We start from the raw sequence: 20,677 nt of genomic DNA, 5'->3' as shown, positions 1-20,677 counted from the left end.
GTTCGCCGATGAGCGCTGCATCCGACGTCGGTCATCACGCCCAGCGCCAGGCGCGCTGGCACTACGGCGAAATCGCCTTCTGGCTGATCGTGCTGGCCTGCGGCCTTGCATTTCCGTCGCGCTATCTGATCATGACCGACATCCTGCGCCTCGCGCTGTTCGCGATGTCGCTCGATCTCATCCTCGGCTATGCCGGCATCGTTTCGCTGGGTCACGCCGCCTTCTTCGGCGTCGGCGCCTATGCCGCGGGGCTGCTGGCGCTGCACGGCATCGTCAAGGAGCCCGTGCTGGCGCTGATCGTCGCCGGCCTTGCCGCTATGGTGCTCGGCTTTGCCACCAGCTTTCTGGTGATCCGCGGCGTCGACCTGACGCGCCTGATGGTAACGCTCGGCATTGCGCTGCTGCTGGAAGCCCTCGCCGAGCGCTTCTCCAATATCACCGGCGGTACCGACGGCCTCCAAGGCATCGAGATGCAGCCGATCCTCGGCGCGATCCCGTTCGACATGTTCGGCAAGGCCGGGTTCTTCTATTCGCTCGCCGTGCTGTTCCTGCTGTTCCTGTTCGCCCGCAGAGTCGTTCATTCCCCGTTCGGCCTGTCGCTGCGCGCCATCAAGAACAATCCCCTCCGCGCCGCGGCAATTGGCATTCCGGTCAACCGCCGCCTGATCGCGATCTATACGCTCGCCGCGTTCTACGCCGGCATTGCGGGAGCGCTGTTCACCCAGACCACCGCAATCGCCTCGCTCGACGTGTTTTCCATGGAACGCTCCGCGGACCTGATGCTGGTGCTCGTGATCGGCGGCACCGGCTATCTCTACGGCGGGCTGATCGGCGCGGTGATCTTCCGCATGCTCCAGGAATTGTTCTCGACCATCACGCCGCAATATTGGCAGTTCTGGATCGGCCTCGTGCTGGTCGTGATCGTGCTGGTCGGCCGCCAGCGCCTGCATCGCTGGGTGCTGTATGTGCCGAACCTGATCATCAGGCAGATTGCGGGCCGCAAGGCGATCGTCGCCGTGCCGGAGAGCGATTCATGACCATCGCACTCGAAACCCAAAATCTCGAAAAGCAGTTCGGGGGCCTGCGCGTCACCCGCGATCTGTCCCTGAAGGTCGAGCAGGGCGCCCGTCACGCGCTGATCGGCCCGAACGGTGCCGGCAAGACCACGGTCATCAACCAGCTCACCGGCGTGTTGAAGCCGAACTCCGGCCGCATCCTGCTCGAAGGCCAGGACATCACCGATCTGCCCGTGCACAAGCGCGTGCTGCGCGGATTGTCGCGCACCTTCCAGATCAACCAGCTTTATCCCGACCTGACCCCGCTCGAAACCATCGGCCTTGCCGTGTCCGAACGCCTCGGCCATGGCGGCGACTGGTGGCGGCGCATGGGGACGCGCGGCGACGTCAACGGCGAGATCGCCGAGCTGCTGACACGCTTCCACCTGCTCGACGTCATGAACGAAGAGACGGTGACGCTTCCTTACGGCAAGCAGCGCCTGCTCGAGATCGCAGTCGCAATCGCCGCGAAACCGCGCGTGCTGCTGCTGGACGAGCCCGCCGCCGGCGTGCCCGAGAGCGAGCGCCATGACATTCTCGCCGTGGTCGGCGCGCTGCCGCGGGACGTCACCGTGCTCCTGATCGAGCACGACATGGACCTCGTGTTCTCCTTTGCCGACCGCATCTCGGTGCTGGTCTCCGGCGCGCTGCTGACGGAGGGCCCGCCCGAACAGGTCGCGCGCGATCCGCAGGTGAAGGCGGTCTATCTCGGCGAGGAGGCGGTCAATGTCTGACCTGCTCGCGATCGATTCACTCCGCGCCGGCTATGGCGAGGCGGTTGTGCTGCCGAAGATGACGCTCCGCCTCGCCGAAGGACAGGTGGTGGCGCTGCTCGGGCGCAACGGCACCGGCAAGACCACGCTGATCAACTCCATCGTCGGCGTCACGCGCCGCTTCGCCGGCTCCATTGCGCTGGCCGGCACTGACGTCACGGCGATGCGGCCCGACCAGCGCGCGCGCGCCGGCATCGGCTGGGTGCCGCAGGAGCGCAACATCTTCCGCTCGCTGACGGTGGAAGAGAACATGACGGCGGTGGCGCAGCCCGGTCCTTGGACGATCGAGAAGGTCTACGAGATGTTCCCGCGGCTGAAGGAGCGGCGAAGCAATTTCGGCAACCAGCTCTCCGGCGGTGAGCAGCAGATGCTGGCGATCGGCCGCGCGCTGACCCTCAATCCGAAAGTGCTGTTGCTGGACGAGCCGACCGAGGGCCTTGCGCCCATCATCGTCGAGGAACTTCTGAAGGCGATCGGGGCCATCACCCGGTCGGGAGGCATTTGTTCGATCATCGTCGAGCAGAATGCCCAAAAGATTCTGGGGCTCGCCGATCGCGTTGTGATATTGGAGCGCGGAACGATCGTCCACGACGCTCCGAGCGCCGCGCTGAAGACCGACCCCACTGTCCTGGAGCGCCATCTCGGCGTCGCCGGGGCGAGGGCCCACTAAGATGTCCAGGGAGTGACACATGCAGCGAACCAAAGCCCCCTTCCGCGCCGACGAGGTCGGCAGCCTCCTGCGTCCCGCCAAGATCAAGGAAGCCCGTAGCCGGCTGGAGAAGGGCGAGATCTCGGCCGACGATCTGCGCAAGATCGAGGACATGGAGATCGAGAAGGTCGTGCACAAGCAGGCCTCGATCGGGCTGAAGCTCGCGACTGACGGCGAATTCCGCCGCTCCTGGTGGCATTTCGACTTCCTGGCCAAGCTCACCGGCTGCGAGCTGTTTCACCCCGACACCGGCATCCAGTTCACGGGCGTCCAGACCCGTCACGATGCGGTCCGCGTCATCGGCAAGCTCGACTTTCCCGACAGCCACCCGATGCTGGACCACTTCCGCTTCCTGAAGAAGGTCGCGGACCAGGCCCACGTCACCGCCAAGATGACGATCCCTTCGCCAGCGGTGCTGCACTTCCGCGGCGGCCGCAAGTCGATCTCCAAGGACGTCTATCCGGATCTCGACGCCTTCTACGAAGATCTCGGCAAGACCTACCGCAAGGCGGTCAAGGCGTTCTACGACGCCGGCTGCCGCTATCTCCAGTTCGACGATACCGTCTGGGCCTATCTTTGCTCGCAGGACGAATTGCAGAAGGCACGCGAGCGCGGCGATAACCCGGATGGCCTGCAGCAGATCTATGCACGCATCATCAACTACGCGCTGGCGGAGAAGCCGGCCGACATGGTGGTGACGACGCACGTCTGCCGCGGCAATTTCCGCTCGACCTGGATTTCTTCGGGCGGCTACGAGCCCGTTGCCGAGACCATGCTCGCCGGCACCAATTACGACGGCTATTTCCTGGAATACGACAGCGACCGCGCGGGCGGCTTCGAGCCGCTGCGCTTCCTGCCCAAGGGCAACAAGGTCGTCGTGGTCGGCGTCATCACCTCGAAGTTCGGCGAGCTCGAGAACAAGGACGACATCAAGCGCCGCCTGGAGGAAGCCGCCAAGTTCGCGCCCTTGGAGCAGCTCGCGCTGTCGCCGCAATGCGGCTTTGCCTCGACCGAGGAAGGCAACATCCTCTCCGAGGAAGAGCAATGGGCCAAGCTCAGCCTCGCCGTCGAAATCGCGAAGGAAGTGTGGGGTAATTGACGGGTAGTGTCATTCCGGGGCGCGCTTAGCGCGAACCCGGAATCTCGAGATCCCGGGTATGGTGCTGGCGCACCATCCCGGGATGACGACGCGAAGGCGCGTTGTCACTTCTCCGCCAGATAGACCTCACCCAGCAGTGACGAGTTCGACCACGGCACCTGCTTGTTCTTGGTGGTCGAGACCACCTCGGCCCGTACCCGCGTGAGCATCTGCTGCACCTCCAGGCCGGGCGTGCCGATATGGCGCGAGAGGGCGGCGGAGAACGGCGAGTTGGCGCCTTCACCGTCGAGCGCCACCTGGCCCGGCGCGGTGGCGAATGCGATCAGCGTGCCGGCTCCCAATGTCGCACCGGTGCCGAGACTCGTCGGCGCGGCGAGGCCCGAGGCGCCCTCGATGCCGCGATTGTTTCCGGCAGATGCGACCTGCTGCGCCATCGGATTGTTGCGGCAGGCATCGAAGATCAGGATGTTGGTGCGGACCTGGTCGTCGAGGCCCGCCATGATCGTGTCCATGTCGATCATCGCCTCGGTCAGGCTCGCGCCCGGCTTGAGCGCGACGTCGACCGGAATGAGATAGTTGCGGCCATCGACCTGCACGCCATGGCCGGCATAATAGACCAACGCCACCTGCGCCCGCGCGGCCGCGCGCAGAAAGTCGCGCGTCATCGTCTGCATCGCGGCGCGATCGAGATCGACGCCCTCCGACACGCTGAAGCCGATGTCGCGCAGGCTCCTGGCGACCGCGCGCGCATCGTTGGGAGGATTGGGCAGCGCCTTGACATGGGTATAGGCGCCGTTGCCGATCACCAGCGCCATACGCGTGCCGCGGCCGGCCGGTGCCGGCGATGGTGTCGGCGCGCCGGTCTGCTGCGGAGCAGGGGCGGAGGTCGGCTGGGTCGCCGGTGAGGGCGCATCGCGCGGGATCGGCGCGGCCGGCTCCGTCAGCAGCGACAGGCGCACCTTTGCGGTGGCCTGGTTGGCCTTGCTGCCGGCGTCGGATGCCGTGATCGCGAGCGTTGCCTTGTAGTCCTCGCCGGCGCGGGCGTAGTCGCCCTTGGCTTCATAGGCCAGTGCGCGATGCGTGTAGCCGGAGATCAGCACACTGTTGGGCGGCGTCATGATGTTGACCGGCGGCTTCTCCTTGGCGAGCCGGATCGCCTCGCTGCCGTCGGCGATGGCGCGATCGAGGTCGCCTTTGGCGCGCCAGATCGCGGTGCGGTTGATCAGCGGCTGCGGCAACGAGGGATCAAGCCGGATCGCCTGGTTGATGTCGGCGAGCGCGCCATCGAGATCTCCGAGCGCTTCCTTGGAGATGCCGCGGTTCTGGAATGAGAACGCCGATTTCGGGTCGGCCTTGATGGCCATGTCGTAATCGGCAATGGCCTTGGCATAATCGCGCCTGCCGCGCCAGGCGTTGCCCCGATTGTGAAAGATGGTGCCGCTGGGCGGGCCGAGCTTCAGCGCATCGTCGAAATCGGCGATCGCGATCTCGTACTCACCCCTGTCGTAATAGGCCGATCCCCGGAGATTGTAGGCCGCCTGGCTCGGCTGCAGCCGGATCGCATCCGTCGCATCAGCGATGACCTTGGCGTAGTCGCCCTTCTTGTTCCAGCCAACCGCCCGCCAGAAATGGACGGTGGCGAGTTGCTCGCCCTTGAAGACCTTCAGCGCGATGATCTTGGTGCAGGCGTCGACCATCTTGTCCGCCGGCGTGGTCTCGGTGGTGCAGAGCGGGCCGAGCTGGTTGCGCGGCTGGGCGTAGGCCGGCGCAGACCAGTGCGCGAGCATGAGCAGGCAGAGCGTGACGAGGCGGCGGCGCATGGTTGGGTCTCATGCGGGAGGAGGGACGCTTGTTTGTTGCCCGGCCAGCCGCAGGGGTTCAGCTCTCCTCAGGGCGCACATAGGGCCCCACGTCGGCTATTCCCTGAGTGGGCAGAATTTGCTAAGACGCATGTCCCAATCCACCTGCCCACCGATTTCCCACTCATGAAGAACGACGAAATCCTGAGCCAGATCACTGACTTCTGCCGCAAGGCGGACATGGCGGAATCGACGTTCGGCCGGCGCGCAGTCAACGATGGGAAGCTGGTGCATCGCCTGCGCGAGGGAAAGCGCATCACCATCGACACGCTGGAGCGGATCCAGGCCTATATGGCGGCGTCGATGGCCGGCGGCGTGCCGCCGCCGCGGGGTCTTCAGGTGCCTCCTGAGAAGCGCGATCCGCGCGGTAATTTCCGTTTCTTCGAGAACCGCCAGAAATACCTGCTGTTCGTCCACACCTGCAGCGAAAAGCGGGTGATCGCGGACCGCGTCGCGCTGGAGCTTGCCTCTATCCATCCGCGCCCGCCGGCGCTACGCCTGTTCGACGCCGGCGTCGGCGACGGCACGGTGCTGGCGCGGGTGCTGCGCGCAACGCACCAGCGCTTTCCGCACATGCCATTCTACGTCGCCGGCAAGGAGCTCAGCCTCGAGGATCTGCGCCTGACGCTGGAGAAGGTGCCGGACCGCATTTTCGAGCATCCGGCATCGGTGTTCGTGTTCACCAACATGTTCTACGCCGAGGCGCCCTGGCTCACGCCGGCATCGCCTGCGGCGGCGGCCGCCACGGTCTGGCACGAGGTGCCGCTCCGCGGCGCTTCATCGGGCGAGTTCGAGCAGCAGATCGCGGAGCTGAGGCCATTTTTGGAGCAGAACTGGCGCGCTGCGATCAGCCCGCGCACGGCCATGCCGCTCTATGAGCGGCCGGTCGTCCTCGTGCTCTATCGCGAGGACCACAGGTTCCTGCTCGATTCGACCATTCCGCGGCCGGGCCAGACTGAGGCCAATTTCGACCTCGTCATCGCATCCCAGCCCTACCGGGCCCTTTCATCAGTCAATTTCCGCGCCAAGCGGATCATCGCCCCCCTGGCGCGGGCGCTTCGGCCGGGCGGCAGGCTGATCGGGATCCACTCCCACGGGCAGGATCCGGGCATGGAAATGATCCAGGCCATCTGGCCTGGAGAAAATCCTTTCTCGGTCAGCCGTCATGAGCTACTGCGTGCAGTAAAATATGAACTTGGATCGGTGGGCCGCGACTTAAATTTTAATGCGTACGCGGATAACCGTTCGATCTTCAGGTATGATATGGAAGCGCTGCCCAACGAGGTCACTGGCACCATCGGGACCTCGACGGCCTTTGCAGCCTGGAATGCGGCGGTGTATGTCGCTCAGATTGAGGACGACCGATTGACAGAAACGACTCAAAACGGCCGCACTCTGGATGCCGCCAGGGACGTGCTGCGAAAGTACAATGGGCTCTGGTTTCTCGACGAATCCTACGTCATCTCGCGTCGGCGTGATTGACATCACCAAAAGTAAACATCGCAAACGCCCGCCGGCTAGCGGCGGAACAAGGGGTTACTGATGCGCGCGTCCTATCTCTTCACCAGCGAGTCCGTGTCCGAGGGCCATCCGGACAAGGTCTGTGACCGGATCTCCGATGAGATCGTCGACCTGTTCTACCGTGAAGGGCCGAAGGCGGGCATCGACCCCTGGCAGATCCGCGCCGCCTGCGAGACGCTCGCGACCACCAACAAGGTGGTGATCGCCGGCGAGACCCGCGGTCCGAAGTCGGTGACCAACGAGCAGATCGAGAGCGTCGTCCGCGGCGCGATCAAGGACATCGGCTACGAGCAGGAAGGCTTCCACTGGAAGACCTGCGACATCGAGATCCTCCTGCATCCGCAGTCGGCCGACATCGCCCAGGGCGTCGACGCGCTGCAGCCGGGCGAGGTCAAGGAAGAAGGCGCGGGCGACCAGGGCATCATGTTCGGCTACGCCACCAACGAGACGCCCGATCTGATGCCGGCGCCGATCTTCTACGCCCACAAGATCCTGCGCCTGATCTCCGAAGCCCGTCACTCCGGTAAGGAGAAGGTGCTGGGTCCGGACTCCAAGAGCCAAGTCACCGTGCAATACGAGAACGGCAAGCCGGTCGGCGTGCGCGAGATCGTGGTCTCGCACCAGCATCTGGTTCCCGACCTCACCTCGAACCAGGTCCGCGAGATCGTCGAGCCCTATGTGCGCGAGGCGCTGCCGAAGGACTGGATCACTGCGAAGACGATCTGGCACATCAACCCGACAGGCAAGTTCTACATCGGTGGTCCCGACGGCGATTCCGGCCTGACCGGCCGCAAGATCATCGTCGACACCTATGGCGGCGCGGCCCCGCATGGCGGCGGCGCGTTCTCCGGCAAGGATCCGACCAAGGTCGACCGCTCCGCGGCCTATGCGGCACGTTATGTCGCCAAGAACATCGTCGCGGCCGGCCTTGCCGACCGCTGCACGCTGCAGCTTGCCTACGCCATCGGCGTAGCGCGTCCGCTGTCGATCTACATCGACACCCACGGCACCGGCAAGGTTTCGGAAGATCAGCTCGAGCAGGCCGCAGCCAAGGCGATGGACCTCACCCCGCGCGGCATCCGCACCCATCTCGATCTCAACCGGCCGATCTACGCGCGCACCTCGGCCTACGGCCATTTCGGCCGCACGCCCGACAACGAGGGCGGCTTCTCCTGGGAGAAGACCGACCTCGTCGAGCAGCTCAAGCGCGCGCTCTGATTCACTTGCGTCGTTCCGGGGCGTCGCAACAACGGCGGACCGGAGTTTCGCACCTTGCGGATTCCGGGTTCGCACGTTTCACGAGCGCCCCGGAATGACGAGCCAAACAAACAGGAACCACTCATGAACGCGAAGCCCGGCTTCACCGATTACATCGTCAAGGACATTTCGCTCGCCGATTTCGGCCGCAAGGAGCTCTCGCTGGCCGAGACCGAGATGCCCGGCCTGATGGCCACCCGCGAGGAGTACGGCCCGAAGCAGCCGCTGAAGGGTGCCCGCATCGCCGGCTCTCTGCACATGACGATCCAGACCGGCGTGCTGATCGAGACGCTCGCGGCGCTCGGCGCCGACATCCGCTGGGTCTCCTGCAACATCTATTCGACGCAGGATCACGCTGCCGCTGCGATCGCGGCCGCCGGCATTCCCGTCTTCGCCGTCAAGGGCGAGACGCTGACCGAGTATTGGGACTACACCGCAAAGCTGTTCGACTGGCACGGCGGCGGTCACCCGAACATGATCCTCGACGACGGCGGCGACGCCACCATGTATGTCCATCTCGGCCTGCGCGCCGAGAACGGCGACGCCGCCTTCCTCGACAAGCCCGGCTCCGAGGAAGAGGAAGTCTTCTTCGCGCTTCTGAAGAAGCAGCTCAAGGAGAAGCCGAAGGGCTACTTCGCCGGGATCGCCAATAGCATCAAGGGCGTCTCCGAGGAGACCACGACGGGCGTGCATCGCCTCTATGACATGCAGAAGGCGGGCACGCTGCTGTGGCCGGCCATCAACGTCAACGACAGCGTCACCAAGTCAAAGTTCGACAACCTCTATGGTTGCCGTGAATCGCTGGTCGACGGCATCCGCCGTGGCACCGACGTGATGCTGTCGGGCAAGGTCGCGATGGTCGCCGGCTTCGGCGACGTCGGCAAGGGCTCGGCCGCCTCGCTGCGCCAGGCCGGCTGCCGCGTCATGGTGTCGGAAGTCGATCCGATCTGCGCGCTGCAGGCCGCGATGGAAGGCTACGAGGTCGTGACCATGGAAGACGCCGCGCCGCGGGCCGACATCTTCGTCACCGCCACCGGCAACAAGGACATCATCACCATCGAGCACATGCGTGCGATGAAGGATCGCGCCATCGTCTGCAACATCGGCCACTTCGACAACGAGATCCAGATCGCGTCGCTGCGCAATCTGAAGTGGACCAACATCAAGCCGCAGGTCGACGAGATCGAATTCCCGGACAAGCACCGCATCATCCTGCTGTCGGAGGGGCGCCTCGTGAACCTCGGCAATGCGATGGGCCATCCGTCCTTCGTGATGTCGGCGTCCTTCACCAACCAGACGCTGGCGCAGATCGAGCTGTTCGCCAACAACAAGGACGGCAAGTACGAGAAGAAGGTCTACGTGCTGCCGAAGACGCTCGACGAGAAGGTCGCCCGCCTGCACCTCTCCAAGATCGGCGTCAAGCTCACCGAGCTGCGCAAGGACCAGGCCGACTACATCGGCGTGAAGCCGGAAGGCCCGTACAAGTCGGACCACTACCGCTACTGAGCCACCGCTTCGCATACCATCGACACAAAGCCCCGGAGCGATCCGGGGCTTTGTCCTTTCGGGACATGGAATTCAACTCGCTTTGCAGTTGCGGCACGCTGATTGCCGATTGACGGCCAGCGGCGACACGCGGACAATCCTCCTCGGCGGAGGAAACCATGCAACAAGAACATTTCGACGTGCTGATCGTCGGTGCAGGCCTGTCCGGCATCGGTGCCGGCTATCATCTGCAGACCAAGTGTCCCACCAAGAGCTACGTCATCCTGGAGGGGCGCGACTGCATCGGCGGCACCTGGGACCTGTTTCGCTATCCGGGCATCCGCTCCGACAGCGATATGTTCACGCTCGGCTATTCGTTCAAGCCGTGGACCGACCCCAAGGCGATCGCCGACGGGCCGCAAATCCTGAACTACGTGCTGGAGACCGCGGCCGAGAACGGCATCGACAAGCACATCCGCTATCATCATCGCGTCAAGCGCGCGGCGTGGTCGACGCCGGACGCGCGCTGGACGGTGGAAGCCGAGCGCAGCTCCGGCGAGGGCGCGCGCGAGCTCGTGCGCTTCACCTGCAACTTCCTGTTCATGTGCTCGGGCTATTACAAATACGAAGCGGGCTACACGCCGGAGTTCAAGGGTGTGGCGGATTTCGCCGGCCGCATCGTGCATCCGCAGAGATGGACCGAGGACATCGACTACGCGGGCAAGCGTGTCGTCGTGATTGGCTCAGGCGCGACCGCGGTGACGCTGGTGCCGGAGCTCGCCAAGAAGGCGGTGCAGGTCACCATGCTGCAGCGTTCGCCGACCTATGTGGTCTCGCGGCCCGCGCAGGATCCGCTCGCCAACAAGCTGCGCCGCAATCTGCCGGCGCAGCTCGCTTATCATCTGATCCGCTGGCGCAACGTGATGTGGGGAATGTTCTTCTTCCAGCTCAGCCGGCGCCGACCTGCGAAGGTCAAGGACCTCATCCTGAAGGGCGTCCAGATGGCGCTCGGCCCGGACTACGACGTCGCGACCCACTTCACGCCGCGCTACAATCCCTGGGACCAGCGGCTATGCCTGGTGCCCGACGGCGACCTCTTCAAGGCGCTCCGCGAGCAGCGCGCCAGCGTCGTCACCAGCGAGATCGACACCTTCACGCATGACGGCATCCGTCTGAAAGACGGCCGCGAGCTCGCCGCCGACATCATCGTGACGGCGACCGGGCTGGTGCTCCAGGTCGTCGGCGGCCTCGAGGTCAGCGTCGACGGCCGCTCCGTCGATTTCGCCAAGACGCTGACCTACAAGGGCATGATGTATGCCGACGTGCCGAACATGGCCTCGGCCTTCGGCTACACGAATGCGTCCTGGACCCTGAAATGCGACCTCACCTGCGAATATGTCTGCCGCCTCATCAACTACATGGACCGGCACAATTTCCGTCAGTGCATGCCGCACAATGATGATCCTACCATTACCGCGCAGCCTTCGCTCGATTTCAGCTCGGGCTACGTGCAGCGCTCGATCGCCAAGATGCCGAAGCAGGGCTCGAAGCGGCCGTGGCGCCTCCACCAGAACTACGCGCTCGACATCGTTTCCTTGCGCTTTGGCCGGATCGACGACGGCGTGATGCAGTATTCCTGATCTCCGTGTTTTACGGGGAACCCCCCGCTTGCTTGAGACGAATCGCGACTTGCAGTAGTGTATTTTCGCGGTGTGCAACTTTATTCCGATCGCGTCCGGATTTCGCTTCGCTGCCATGGAGGGACGGCAGGACATGTACGTCCTCGCTCTGGTTACGCAAAAAGGCGGTAGCGGCAAGAGCACGCTAGCCGCCGGACTTTCGGTCGCTGCGCTGAGGCAGGCAGAGCGCGTCGCGCTCATCGAAGCGGACGCGCAAGGAACGATCTCGAAATGGAAGGAGCGGCGAGAAAGCCGCTATCCTGTCGTCAATTGCGTTGCCGATCCCGCCGAAGTCGAGCCGGTGCTCGCGCGCCTCGAGGCGGACGGGACATGGCTTGCGATCATCGACACCCCCGCTACGAACAACAGCCTGTCAATGCAGGCGATCGCCAGGGCCGATCTGTGTCTGATCCCGGCGCGCCCTAGTCCGGCTGACATCGAGGCTGCCATCCCGACGCTGATTGCCATTCGCAAACTCAATCGCCGTTTTGCCTTCGTTCTCAATCAGACGCCGCCGCGCGGCGGCCGGCTCAGCGAGGCTGCAACCTCGCTGAATTCGCTCGGCCTGCTGGCGCTTCCCTTCATCGCGCAGCGCAATGATCACCAGGATGCACTCGGGGCAGGGTTGGGCGTGACCGAGTTTGCGCCGATGGGAAAGGCTTCGGCCGAAATTTCCGCCCTGTGGAGTTGGGTCGCTCAGCATCTGGGCGTGGAGCGGATGGATCATGAGCAAGACGCGGTCAAGATCGCCTGCTAACGACGCGCGCGCCAAGCGGCGTTCACTCGTGGAGCTGACGGCGGCGGCGAGCCGGAGCGCTGAGGAAAGCCTGCTGGGAATGTCCACGAGCGTGGAGGTAAGCTCTGGGCAAGATAGACCGCGCGTCGAACAAGCAGCGGCGCCGGCCTCGACTGGTGCGGCGATCGCAACTGATGCGATAAGAGCGCAAGTAGAACGTGCCGACCATTCCGACAATGTCATCGACGCCATCGATATGTCGGTGGAGATCGCCAAGGACATGCAGACCCGTGTATTGGAAGGTCTGAAGCTCAGCATGCACGCCGCGATGGATTACACGAAGAACTTTACCCGCACGCAGCGCCCGACCGGCGAGGACGCGAATCCGGCCGAAACAGCTGCCGACGGAGGCGAGAAGCTGGACCCGCGCGGATCTGCAGCCGAGTGCCGTGCGGTTGTCCTCGAACTGATGAAGGTCAACGCAGGCGCGACCCTTACGTATGTACGGGAGGTGGGTCAGGCGAAAACGCTGTCGGAATTCGTCGAGCTGTCGAGCTCGCATGCGCGAAAGCAGTGCGAACTGGTCCTCAAGCAAACCGAAGTGCTGAAATTACTTGCTCAGAGCGGGGCCAAGCCTCGACCCGAATAGTTCGCGCGATAGCGGTACCGAGCCTGCCTCCCGCTCCGGCGGTTGAAGGACGGCGAACGAATGGCCATGGGACCTGAACGGTTAACGCCGATTTAACGGATGAGTCCTAGCCTGTCTCGGCCGGGGTGACTCGCAAGGCCGAGGTGAGCCCAATGGAAGCCCAGAGAATAGCGGTCGACGCCGTCGTCGCGCTGACCGATTGCGACCGCGACGCCGTCATCGCCTTCATCCGCCGGCTTTACCTCGCCGGCGTCACGGACCCCAAGCGCCTGACCTTCAAGGGCCTGCAGGCGCTGTCGCGGGCCTGATTCGGCTCGTTTCGGCCGGTTTGGACCCCAGTTCCATCCCCTTGCTCTCTCCGGCGTGATTGCAACCCACCGGTGAATATCTTGCCGCTCGGGCCTCCTCGGGCTACAGGACACCCCGGCTGGATCACTTGGGATTGGGGAAATGCTGAAACAGCTTTTTGCGCCGCAGCTTGTCATTTTGTATGTGCTTGCGGCCTCGACCATTTACGTTCACTTCCGCGGCAAGCAGCGGCTGCGCTTCGCCCGCCAGCTCGGCGATCACTCGACCTATCTCGCACCTTACAACGTGCTGATGTATGCGGGCTCGGCGGTGCCGAACAAGCCGGTAATCTCGGTCGATCAGTTTCCGGAGCTGAAGCCCCTGAGCGAGAACTGGGAGACCATCCGCGACGAGGCTGTCCGCCTGTTCGATGAAGGCTTCATCCGAGCGGCAGCGAAGAACAACGACTGGGGATTCTACTCGTTCTTCAAGAGCGGCTGGAAGCGGTTTTACCTGAAATGGTACGACGACTTCCTGCCGTCGGCGAACACGCTGTGCCCGAAGACGGTGGAGCTGCTCAAGTCGATCCCGAGCGTGCATGGCGCGATGTTCGCGATGCTGCCGCCGGGCGGCAAGCTCGGCGCTCACCGTGATCCCTTCGCGGGCTCGCTGCGCTATCACCTCGGCCTCGTCACGCCGAATTCGAACAAGTGCCGCATCCTCGTCGACGGCGTCGAATGCGTCTGGCGCGATGGCGAAGCCTTCATGTTCGACGAGACCTTCATCCACAGCGCCGAGAATGCGACCGAGGTCAACCGCATCATCCTGTTCTGCGACGTCGAGCGCCCGATGAAGTACGGCTTCATGACCGCGATCAACCGCTGGGTCAGCCATCACATCGTCAAGGCGTCGGCGACCCAGAACGTCGACGGTGAGCACGTCGGCGTGCTCAACAAGGTGTTCGGCAAGCTCTACGAGATCCACCTCGCCAGCCGCAAGGTGAAGGAGTGGAATCGCAACGTCTACTACACGCTGAAATACTCGCTGACGGCGCTGATCCTCGGCCTCATCGTGTATTCGGCCCTGAATTGAGACAGATGCGCGGGGCGGATCAGCGAAGCTTGGTCCGCCATCGCGTCATGTCGGTCCGCCCTGGCGCGATCGCCTGATCTCGGTTGGCATTGTCTAGTGATGATGCTTGTGCTTGTGCCCTGCGGAGCCGTCGGGGCGCTGATAGCCCCGCAACTCTGCATATCGCTGCATCTGGCTCTGATCGAGCAAGGCAGCGGTCGAAAGATGATACTTGAGGTGGCTCTCGCGGAGCTGCCCCTGAGTTTCGGCAATGGCCCCGATGCTCGTCTTGAGCGCTTCCGATGTGACCGCACGGGAAGAGAAGAGGTCTTCCAGCGCTCTCTCTTGTTCGATGAGCTTGTTACCCAGCGGAACCGTTTCCTGTTTCATGGCATCGAACAGCCGCCGGACCTCGCCGCGCTGATCGGCGGTCAGGTCGAGTCGATCACTGAGCTCGAGCACGTGGCTGGGACCGGGATACCCGTTGAGCTCCGCAGCAAGAGCCAGGCCCATACCGCGTCCGGCGCGGAGATCGTCGACCTGTTGCTGTGACAGCGCCTTGATGGGGCGCTTCTCGAGGCCGGCATAGGGTTGGCTGGACTGGGCGCCGGCTGTGCTGCCGGTGAGGAGGAGCGAGGCTGCAAGCAGAAGGACGCGGTTCATGAATCTGGCTCCATCGAAGCGAACCGGCCGATGTCGGAGCATCGGACCCGGCTGTCACGTGACCCCTGTCGCGATCGAGTGATCTCGGAGTCCAAATCTTGCTGGATAGTCCGGCCCATGGCAACAAGGATCGCCGCGATTGGGTTGCCGAATGTGGAGCAGGTGATGGCCTCTTTGCCGACCGCGAATGCTGAGATCATGCAGTTCTTCTGCCAATGGCTGGACACCTTCGCGGGCCATGTCCGCGAGGTCGACTACGCCTCGGCACGGCCGCTCTTCCATCCCGACGTGCTCGCCTTCGGCACCCACAACGACGTCATCCCCGGCCTCGATCAATGGGTCAAGACGCAATGGGACAACGTCTGGCCGAAGACCGCCGACTTCCGGTTCGTCCTCGACCAGACGTCCGTTCTGGCATCGCCCGACGGCATGATGGCGACCGTGATCGCGCCGTGGACGAGCACGGGCTATCATCCCGATGGCAGCACATTCGCGCGCCCCGGCCGGGCCACGATGGTGTTTTCGAGAAATGGCGATGGCTGGCTGTGCGTGCATTCGCACATGTCGCTCAATCGCGGTGTGCCGCAGGCGAGCCACGCCAATCGGCCGGTGAAGGCCTGGTAGCTCGACGGCGTGCACGATCGACATGCAAAAGGCCCCATTCAGGGCCTTTTGCGTCCGAGTCGCAGCAAGCCTTATTCCGGCTGGCCGATGCTGACCTTCAGCGTGCCGACGCCGTCGACGCCGCATTCGAGCTTGTCGCCGGGCTGAAGCTGCGACACGCCGGCGGGCGTGCCGGTCATGATGATGTCGCCGGCGGCGAGCTTCACCTGCTGGGAGAGCTGCCAGATGATCTCGGGCACGTTCCAGATCAATTCGGTGAGGTCGCCCTTCTGCGCTTCCTTGCCGTTGACCGTCAGCCAGATCTTGCCCTTGGCGGGATGGCCGATCTTCGAGGCCGGCTGCAGCGCGGAGCAGGGCGCCGAATAGTCGAACGACTTGCCGATCTCCCACGGGCGCTCCTTCTTGCGCGAGGCGATCTGGAGATCGCGCCGGGTGAGGTCGATGCCGACGGCGTAGCCGTAAACGTGATCCAGCGCCTTGTCGGCGGGAATATTCAGCCCGCCGCTCTTCATCGCGACGATCAGCTCGACCTCGTGATGCAGATCCTTGGTCAGAGGCGGATAGGGAATGGTGGCGCCGTCGGGCACCAGCATGTCGGCATGCTTGGCGAAGAAGAACGGCGGGGCGCGCTCGTCATTGCCCATCTCCCGGATGTGCTCGAGATAGTTGCGGCCGACGCACCAGATGCGGCGCACCGGATAGCGGCCGCTCTCACCGACGACGGGAAGCGAGGCCTGGGGCGGAAGCGGGATGACGTAGGAGGCGGCGTTCATGGAGCGGTCTCGCTGGTCTTGAGGTGGAACGAACTCTATGCGGTTGCGCTGATCGGCGCCAGAGCGCCGGCGTCGTGATGTTGCAGGCGGAAGAACGAGGCGTAGCGGCCGCCGCGGCGGAGCAACTCGTCATGGCGGCCCTGCTCGACGATCTCGCCGCCTTCGACCACCAGGATGCTGTCTGCGTGCATGATGGTGTGCAGGCGGTGCGCGATCACGATGGTGGTGCGGTTCTGACAGAGATGCTCGATCGCCTCCTGCACCTGCCGCTCGGATTCGGAATCGAGCGCGGCGGTGGCTTCGTCCAAGAGGATGATCGGCGCGTTCTTGAGCAGCGCGCGCGCGACCGCAATGCGCTGGCGTTGTCCGCCGGAGAGCTGGGTGCCGTGCTCGCCGACCGGCGTGTCGTAACCGAGCGGGAAGCCCATGATGAAATCATGCGCGCAGGCCGCCTTCGCCGCCTCGACGATCTCGTCCTCGCTGGCGCCCGGCTTGCCGAAGGCGATGTTGTTGCGGATCGTATCGCGGAACAGATAGACGTCCTGGCCGACATAGGCGGTCTGAGCGCGCAGCGATTTGCGCGAGACCGACGAGATCGATTGGCCGTCGATCACGATGCCGCCCTGCGTCACCTCGTAGAAGCGCAGGAGCAGCGCCAGCACCGTCGACTTGCCGCCGCCGGAGGGGCCGACCAGCGCGGTGACCTTGCCGGGCTCCGCGACGAAGCTCATGCGGTTGAGCACGGTCTCGCCCGGGCGATAGGAGAAGCTGACGTCGCGCAGCTCGATGCGGGCATCAGACAGCTGCAGCGACGGCTTGTCGTCGTCCGACTGTTCGCTCGCCGGGCTGTCGATGACTTCGAGCAGCATGCGCGCGCCGACCAGCTGGCTGTTGAGATCGATGTTGAGCCGGGCCAGCCGCTTGGCCGGCTCGGTCGCCATCAGGAACGCGGTCATGAAGGAGAAGAACGCGCCGGGCGTGGCGTTGAGCGCGACCACGGCATAGCCGCCGTACATCAGGCAGCCCGCGACCGCGAAGCCCCCTAACATCTCCATCAGAGGGTTGGAGCGGTTGGCCACGCGCGCCATCTTGTTGGCGTTGCGCTCGACGATCGCGATGTTCTCGTCGATGCGCTTCTGCATGGTCGCTTCGAGCGTGAACGCCTTGACGGTGCGGATGCCCTGCAGCGATTCCTGCATGGTCTCCATGATGTCGGCGGTGCCGGTGAACTGGTTGAAGGCGAGGCCCTTGATGCGCTTGACCAGCTTGCGCAGCACCAGCATCGCCGGCGGCACCGCGACGAGCCCGATGAACGACATCAGCGGGTCCTGCCACACCATCACGCCGATCATGGCGAGCAGCATCAAGAGATCGCGCCCGATGGCGTTGACCAGCATGTTGAGCACGTCCGTGATCGACTTGGCGCCGGCGGTCAGGCGCGCGAGAAATTCAGAGGAGTGCCGCTCGGAGAAGAAGCCGACGCTTTCGCGCATCAGCTTTGCGAACAGCTGGCGCTGGTTCGTGGCGAGGATGGCGTTGCTGATCTTGGTCAGGATCACCATGTGGCCGTAGGTCGCCACGCCCTTGACGAACAGCAGCGCGACCGTGATCGCCGAGAACATCGCGATGCCCGGGATGTTCTTGTCGACATAAGCCTGGTTGATGACCTGGCCGAGGACGTAGGTCGCAGCAGCGGTCGCACCGGCTGCGAGCGCCATCAGCGCGAAGGCGACGAGGTAGCGCCGCCAGTAGACGATTCCCTGTTCCGTGATCAGGCGGCGGATCAGGACCGCTGCCGCGTAGGGATCGTCAGTGATTTTCTTTGGAAACTGCGCCATCCGGTGTCCATTGACGGCGCAGGACAAGGCCTGCCCGCGCGTCAGGGATCGATGGGCCTCTGTGCCCGCTCAGCTACGGTTTTTCAAGCCCAATTAAGGGCTTGCGCTTGGGATGATTCTAGGCCGAGGCGGCGTGGCGAAGCTCGCCGTGGCGCTCGCGGAACAGCTTGTCCTCCCAGGCCAGCGCATGGGCTGCGATGGTCTCGAGGTCGTCGTATTGCGGCCGCCAGTCGAGCAGGCTGCGGATGCGGCTGGTGTCGGCGACCATGGTCATGATGTCGCCGGGCCGGCGCGGGGCGTATTGCACGGCGAAGCTGCGGCCCGAAACCCGGCGCACCGCGTCGATGGTCTCCAGCACCGAATAGCCGCGGCCATAGCCGCAATTCAGCGTGGTCGAGGCGCCACCGTTGCGCAGATAAGCGAGGGCCGAGCGATGCGCCTGCGACAGGTCGGTGACATGGATGAAGTCGCGGATGCAGCTGCCGTCCGGGGTCGGATAGTCGGTGCCGAACACGTCGATCTTGGCGCGCTGGCCGGTCGCGGCTTCCACCGCGATCTTGAGCAGATGCGTGGCGCCGACGGTGGCGAGCCCGATGCGCGCCTGTGGATCGGCGCCGGCGACGTTGAAATAGCGCAGGGTCACGTATTGCATGCCGTAGGCGGCGGCGACGTCGTGCAGCATGATCTCGGTCATCAGCTTCGAGGAGCCGTAGGGCGACAGCGGCCGCGTCGGCGCGTGCTCGGGCACCGGCACCTGGTCCGGATTGCCGTAGACGGCGGCGGTCGAGGAGAAGATGAAGCGGCCGATGCCGCGCTTGACCGCGACGTTGAGCAGGTTGCGTGCGGTCGTAAAGTTGTTGCGGTAGTAGCCGAGCGGATCGCGCATCGAATCCGGCACGACGACCGAGCCTGCGAAATGGATGATGCTCTCGATGTCGTGCTGGGCGATCACGCCTTCGAGCAGGTTCTCGTCGCCGGCGTCCCCAATGAACAGCGGCACGCCTTCGGGCAGATAGGCCGAGAAACCGGTGGAGAGATCGTCGATCACGACGACGTCCTCGCCGGCTTCCGCCAGCGCCAGGACCGTGTGACTTCCGATATAGCCGGCGCCGCCGGTGACTAGCACAGTCATGATCTCACCCGTCTTCGATCAACGCGCAAGGCTAGCGCTTGCGTGGTGAAGAGGGGGTATCGGCGCAGCTGAACTGGTCACTATGCTTAATGTTGCGTATAGGGACTTTGCGAAACGGAGCGTGACGTGGCGAATACCCCCGGCGATCTCGAAGTGATCGTGCCAAATCTGCACAGGCGCTATTCCGGGGTCACCGCGACCAACCGGATGGTGGCGCCGCGGCTGGCAAAGCTGTATCGCGCCGCCTGGTTCGGCTCGGACGCGCCGGAAGGGATCGCGCGGCTCGGCATTGCCGATCTTCTCAAGCTCTGGCGCCGCAAGGCACCGCTGATCTGGCATGCGCGCCGCAACAACGAGATGATCGCCGGCGTCGGCTTGCGCGCGCTCGGCTGGCCGCTCAAGCTCGTGTTCACCTCGGCGGCGCAGCGGCATCACAGCTGGATCACGCGCTGGCTGATCCGGCGCATGGACGCGATCATCGCAACGTCAGATCTCTCGGCCTCGTTCCTGAAGGTGAAGGCGACGGTGATCCCGCACGGCGTCGACACCGACGTCTATGCGCCGCCGGCCGATCGCACTGCTGCGTTCGCCGAAGCCGCGCTGCCGGGCCGCTACGCCATCGGTTGCTTCGGCCGCGTGCGCGCGCAGAAGGGCACCGATCTGTTCGTCGATGCGATGTGCCGCCTGCTGCCGCGCTATCCGGATTTCACCGCGATCATCGTCGGCCAGGTCACGCCCGAGCAGACGCCCTTCGCCAACGACCTGAAGAAACGCATCGAGGCAGCCAGCCTGCAATCGCGCATCGTCATCACCGGCGAGCTGCCGATCGAGGCGGTGCAGCGCTGGTATCAGCGCCTGACGATCTACGCCTTCACCTCACGCAACGAAGGCTTTGGACTGACGCTGATCGAGGCGATGGCGGCCGGTAGCGCGCTGGTTGCCGCACGCGCCGGCGCGGCGGAGCTCGTGGTCGAAGATGGTATCACCGGCGTGCTGATCCCGACGGGCGATGCTGACGCGCTTGCTGCGGCGGTTGAGCCGCTGATGCGCGATGTGGCTGCGGCGACCGCGATGGGTGAACGCGGGCGGGCGCGGGTGCTCGAGAAGTTTAGCCTCGAAGCGGAGGCGGCACGGATCGGCGATGTCTATCGGCCGCTGCTGTGAGCACGGCTCCCTGGCCCCGTAAAACAAAACTGCGAAAACAACCCCATGCACAGTAGCCGGAGGCAGCAAAATCAAGGACTTCGCAGGGGAGTCAGGCAATTGCGGATTTTTCGAACTGAATTTTGACTCGTCGGGCAAAACAGTGGCAGGATGTCATCGTTGCAGCGGCCCGGGACAGCGGAGGTCAATCGGCTTCGCGGGTGATTTGATCTTTTGCTGATTTTACGAAACCGATTTGACCTGTCGGGCAAAACACCTGTAGACTAGTATCATCCCAAAATGTTCCGGGCTGTCCGCATTCG

Annotated in this window: 19 protein-coding genes; 14 read left to right on the top strand and 5 right to left on the bottom strand. The window is 64.2% G+C overall.

Annotation, left to right across the window (positions count from 1 at the left end):
- The first annotated feature begins 8 nt into the window (after nt 1-8).
- The 4 genes from BDOA9_RS29235 to BDOA9_RS29220 are packed head-to-tail and all read left to right on the top strand — an operon-like array spanning nt 9 to nt 3,636.
- Entirely contained in the window at nt 9-1,037 is a 1,029-nt protein-coding gene (locus BDOA9_RS29235) for a branched-chain amino acid ABC transporter permease (RefSeq protein ID WP_025037493.1), read from the top strand.
- On the top strand, nt 1,034-1,789 hold the full coding sequence (locus BDOA9_RS29230; RefSeq protein WP_025037492.1) for an ABC transporter ATP-binding protein: 756 nt from the start codon (nt 1,034-1,036) through the stop codon (nt 1,787-1,789). Before BDOA9_RS29235 ends, BDOA9_RS29230 begins: the two co-directional genes overlap by 4 nt.
- Nucleotides 1,782-2,498 carry an ABC transporter ATP-binding protein gene (locus BDOA9_RS29225; RefSeq protein ID WP_025037491.1) on the top strand — a complete coding sequence of 239 codons (717 nt, stop codon included), beginning with the start codon at nt 1,782-1,784 and terminating at the stop codon, nt 2,496-2,498. Before BDOA9_RS29230 ends, BDOA9_RS29225 begins: the two co-directional genes overlap by 8 nt.
- A gap of 19 nt (nt 2,499-2,517) precedes the next feature.
- Nucleotides 2,518-3,636 carry a cobalamin-independent methionine synthase II family protein gene (locus BDOA9_RS29220; protein ID WP_025037490.1) on the top strand — a complete coding sequence of 373 codons (1,119 nt, stop codon included), beginning with the start codon at nt 2,518-2,520 and terminating at the stop codon, nt 3,634-3,636.
- Nucleotides 3,637-3,740: 104 nt separating this feature from the next.
- Here the strand turns inward: BDOA9_RS29220 and BDOA9_RS29215 are convergent, their stop codons facing one another.
- Entirely contained in the window at nt 3,741-5,456 is a 1,716-nt protein-coding gene (locus BDOA9_RS29215) for a caspase family protein (RefSeq protein WP_025037489.1), read from the bottom strand.
- Nucleotides 5,457-5,621: 165 nt separating this feature from the next.
- Between BDOA9_RS29215 and BDOA9_RS29210 the strand changes: the two genes are divergently transcribed.
- From BDOA9_RS29210 to BDOA9_RS29180, 8 genes are all read left to right on the top strand, one after another.
- Nucleotides 5,622-6,977, top strand: a complete 1,356-nt coding sequence (locus BDOA9_RS29210) for a hypothetical protein (protein WP_025037488.1) — start codon at nt 5,622-5,624, stop codon at nt 6,975-6,977.
- 60 nt (nt 6,978-7,037) lie between these two features.
- Entirely contained in the window at nt 7,038-8,234 is a 1,197-nt protein-coding gene (metK, locus tag BDOA9_RS29205) for a methionine adenosyltransferase (RefSeq protein ID WP_025037487.1), read from the top strand.
- Between the two features lie 123 nt (nt 8,235-8,357).
- Nucleotides 8,358-9,779: an adenosylhomocysteinase gene (gene ahcY, locus BDOA9_RS29200; RefSeq protein WP_025037486.1), complete on the top strand. Its 1,422-nt coding sequence runs from the start codon at nt 8,358-8,360 to the stop codon at nt 9,777-9,779.
- A gap of 158 nt (nt 9,780-9,937) precedes the next feature.
- Nucleotides 9,938-11,398 (top strand): flavin-containing monooxygenase, encoded by a 1,461-nt coding sequence (locus BDOA9_RS29195; RefSeq protein WP_025037485.1) that lies wholly within the window; start codon nt 9,938-9,940, stop codon nt 11,396-11,398.
- 133 nt (nt 11,399-11,531) lie between these two features.
- Nucleotides 11,532-12,194 carry a ParA family protein gene (locus tag BDOA9_RS29190; protein WP_025037484.1) on the top strand — a complete coding sequence of 221 codons (663 nt, stop codon included), beginning with the start codon at nt 11,532-11,534 and terminating at the stop codon, nt 12,192-12,194.
- Nucleotides 12,163-12,822: a phasin family protein gene (locus BDOA9_RS29185; protein ID WP_025037483.1), complete on the top strand. Its 660-nt coding sequence runs from the start codon at nt 12,163-12,165 to the stop codon at nt 12,820-12,822. The genes BDOA9_RS29190 and BDOA9_RS29185 overlap by 32 nt, the downstream gene beginning before the upstream one ends.
- A 152-nt stretch (nt 12,823-12,974) precedes the next feature.
- Nucleotides 12,975-13,130, top strand: coding sequence for a hypothetical protein (locus BDOA9_RS39090; protein WP_007612486.1), 156 nt, complete (start codon nt 12,975-12,977; stop codon nt 13,128-13,130).
- A gap of 142 nt (nt 13,131-13,272) precedes the next feature.
- Nucleotides 13,273-14,202 carry an aspartyl/asparaginyl beta-hydroxylase domain-containing protein gene (locus tag BDOA9_RS29180; RefSeq protein WP_025037482.1) on the top strand — a complete coding sequence of 310 codons (930 nt, stop codon included), beginning with the start codon at nt 13,273-13,275 and terminating at the stop codon, nt 14,200-14,202.
- Nucleotides 14,203-14,295: 93 nt separating this feature from the next.
- Here the strand turns inward: BDOA9_RS29180 and BDOA9_RS29175 are convergent, their stop codons facing one another.
- On the bottom strand, nt 14,296-14,844 hold the full coding sequence (locus tag BDOA9_RS29175) for a Spy/CpxP family protein refolding chaperone (protein WP_025037481.1): 549 nt from the start codon (nt 14,842-14,844) through the stop codon (nt 14,296-14,298).
- Between the two features lie 165 nt (nt 14,845-15,009).
- Between BDOA9_RS29175 and BDOA9_RS29170 the strand changes: the two genes are divergently transcribed.
- On the top strand, nt 15,010-15,468 hold the full coding sequence (locus BDOA9_RS29170) for a YybH family protein (RefSeq protein WP_025037480.1): 459 nt from the start codon (nt 15,010-15,012) through the stop codon (nt 15,466-15,468).
- A 71-nt stretch (nt 15,469-15,539) separates the two neighbouring features.
- On the opposite strand, the gene BDOA9_RS29165 is transcribed toward BDOA9_RS29170, so the two are convergent.
- The 3 genes from BDOA9_RS29165 to galE all read right to left on the bottom strand — a co-directional run bounded on the left by BDOA9_RS29165 (nt 15,540) and on the right by galE (nt 19,211).
- Entirely contained in the window at nt 15,540-16,241 is a 702-nt protein-coding gene (locus tag BDOA9_RS29165) for a fumarylacetoacetate hydrolase family protein (RefSeq protein ID WP_025037479.1), read from the bottom strand.
- Nucleotides 16,242-16,276: 35 nt separating this feature from the next.
- Nucleotides 16,277-18,079 carry an ABC transporter ATP-binding protein gene (locus BDOA9_RS29160; protein WP_025037478.1) on the bottom strand — a complete coding sequence of 601 codons (1,803 nt, stop codon included), beginning with the start codon at nt 18,077-18,079 and terminating at the stop codon, nt 16,277-16,279.
- A 118-nt stretch (nt 18,080-18,197) separates the two neighbouring features.
- Nucleotides 18,198-19,211: a UDP-glucose 4-epimerase GalE gene (gene galE, locus BDOA9_RS29155; RefSeq protein WP_025037477.1), complete on the bottom strand. Its 1,014-nt coding sequence runs from the start codon at nt 19,209-19,211 to the stop codon at nt 18,198-18,200.
- Between the two features lie 126 nt (nt 19,212-19,337).
- On the opposite strand from galE, the gene BDOA9_RS29150 reads away from it, so the two are divergent.
- A complete protein-coding gene (locus BDOA9_RS29150) occupies nt 19,338-20,375 on the top strand; it encodes a glycosyltransferase family 4 protein (protein WP_025037476.1) in 1,038 nt (345 codons plus the stop codon).
- Nucleotides 20,376-20,677: the final 302 nt, after the last annotated feature.

This window comes from Bradyrhizobium sp. DOA9, assembly GCF_000617845.2.
Taxonomy (GTDB): Bacteria; Pseudomonadota; Alphaproteobacteria; order Rhizobiales; family Xanthobacteraceae; genus Bradyrhizobium.
This window is presented reverse-complemented; position numbering and strand designations above follow the sequence as displayed.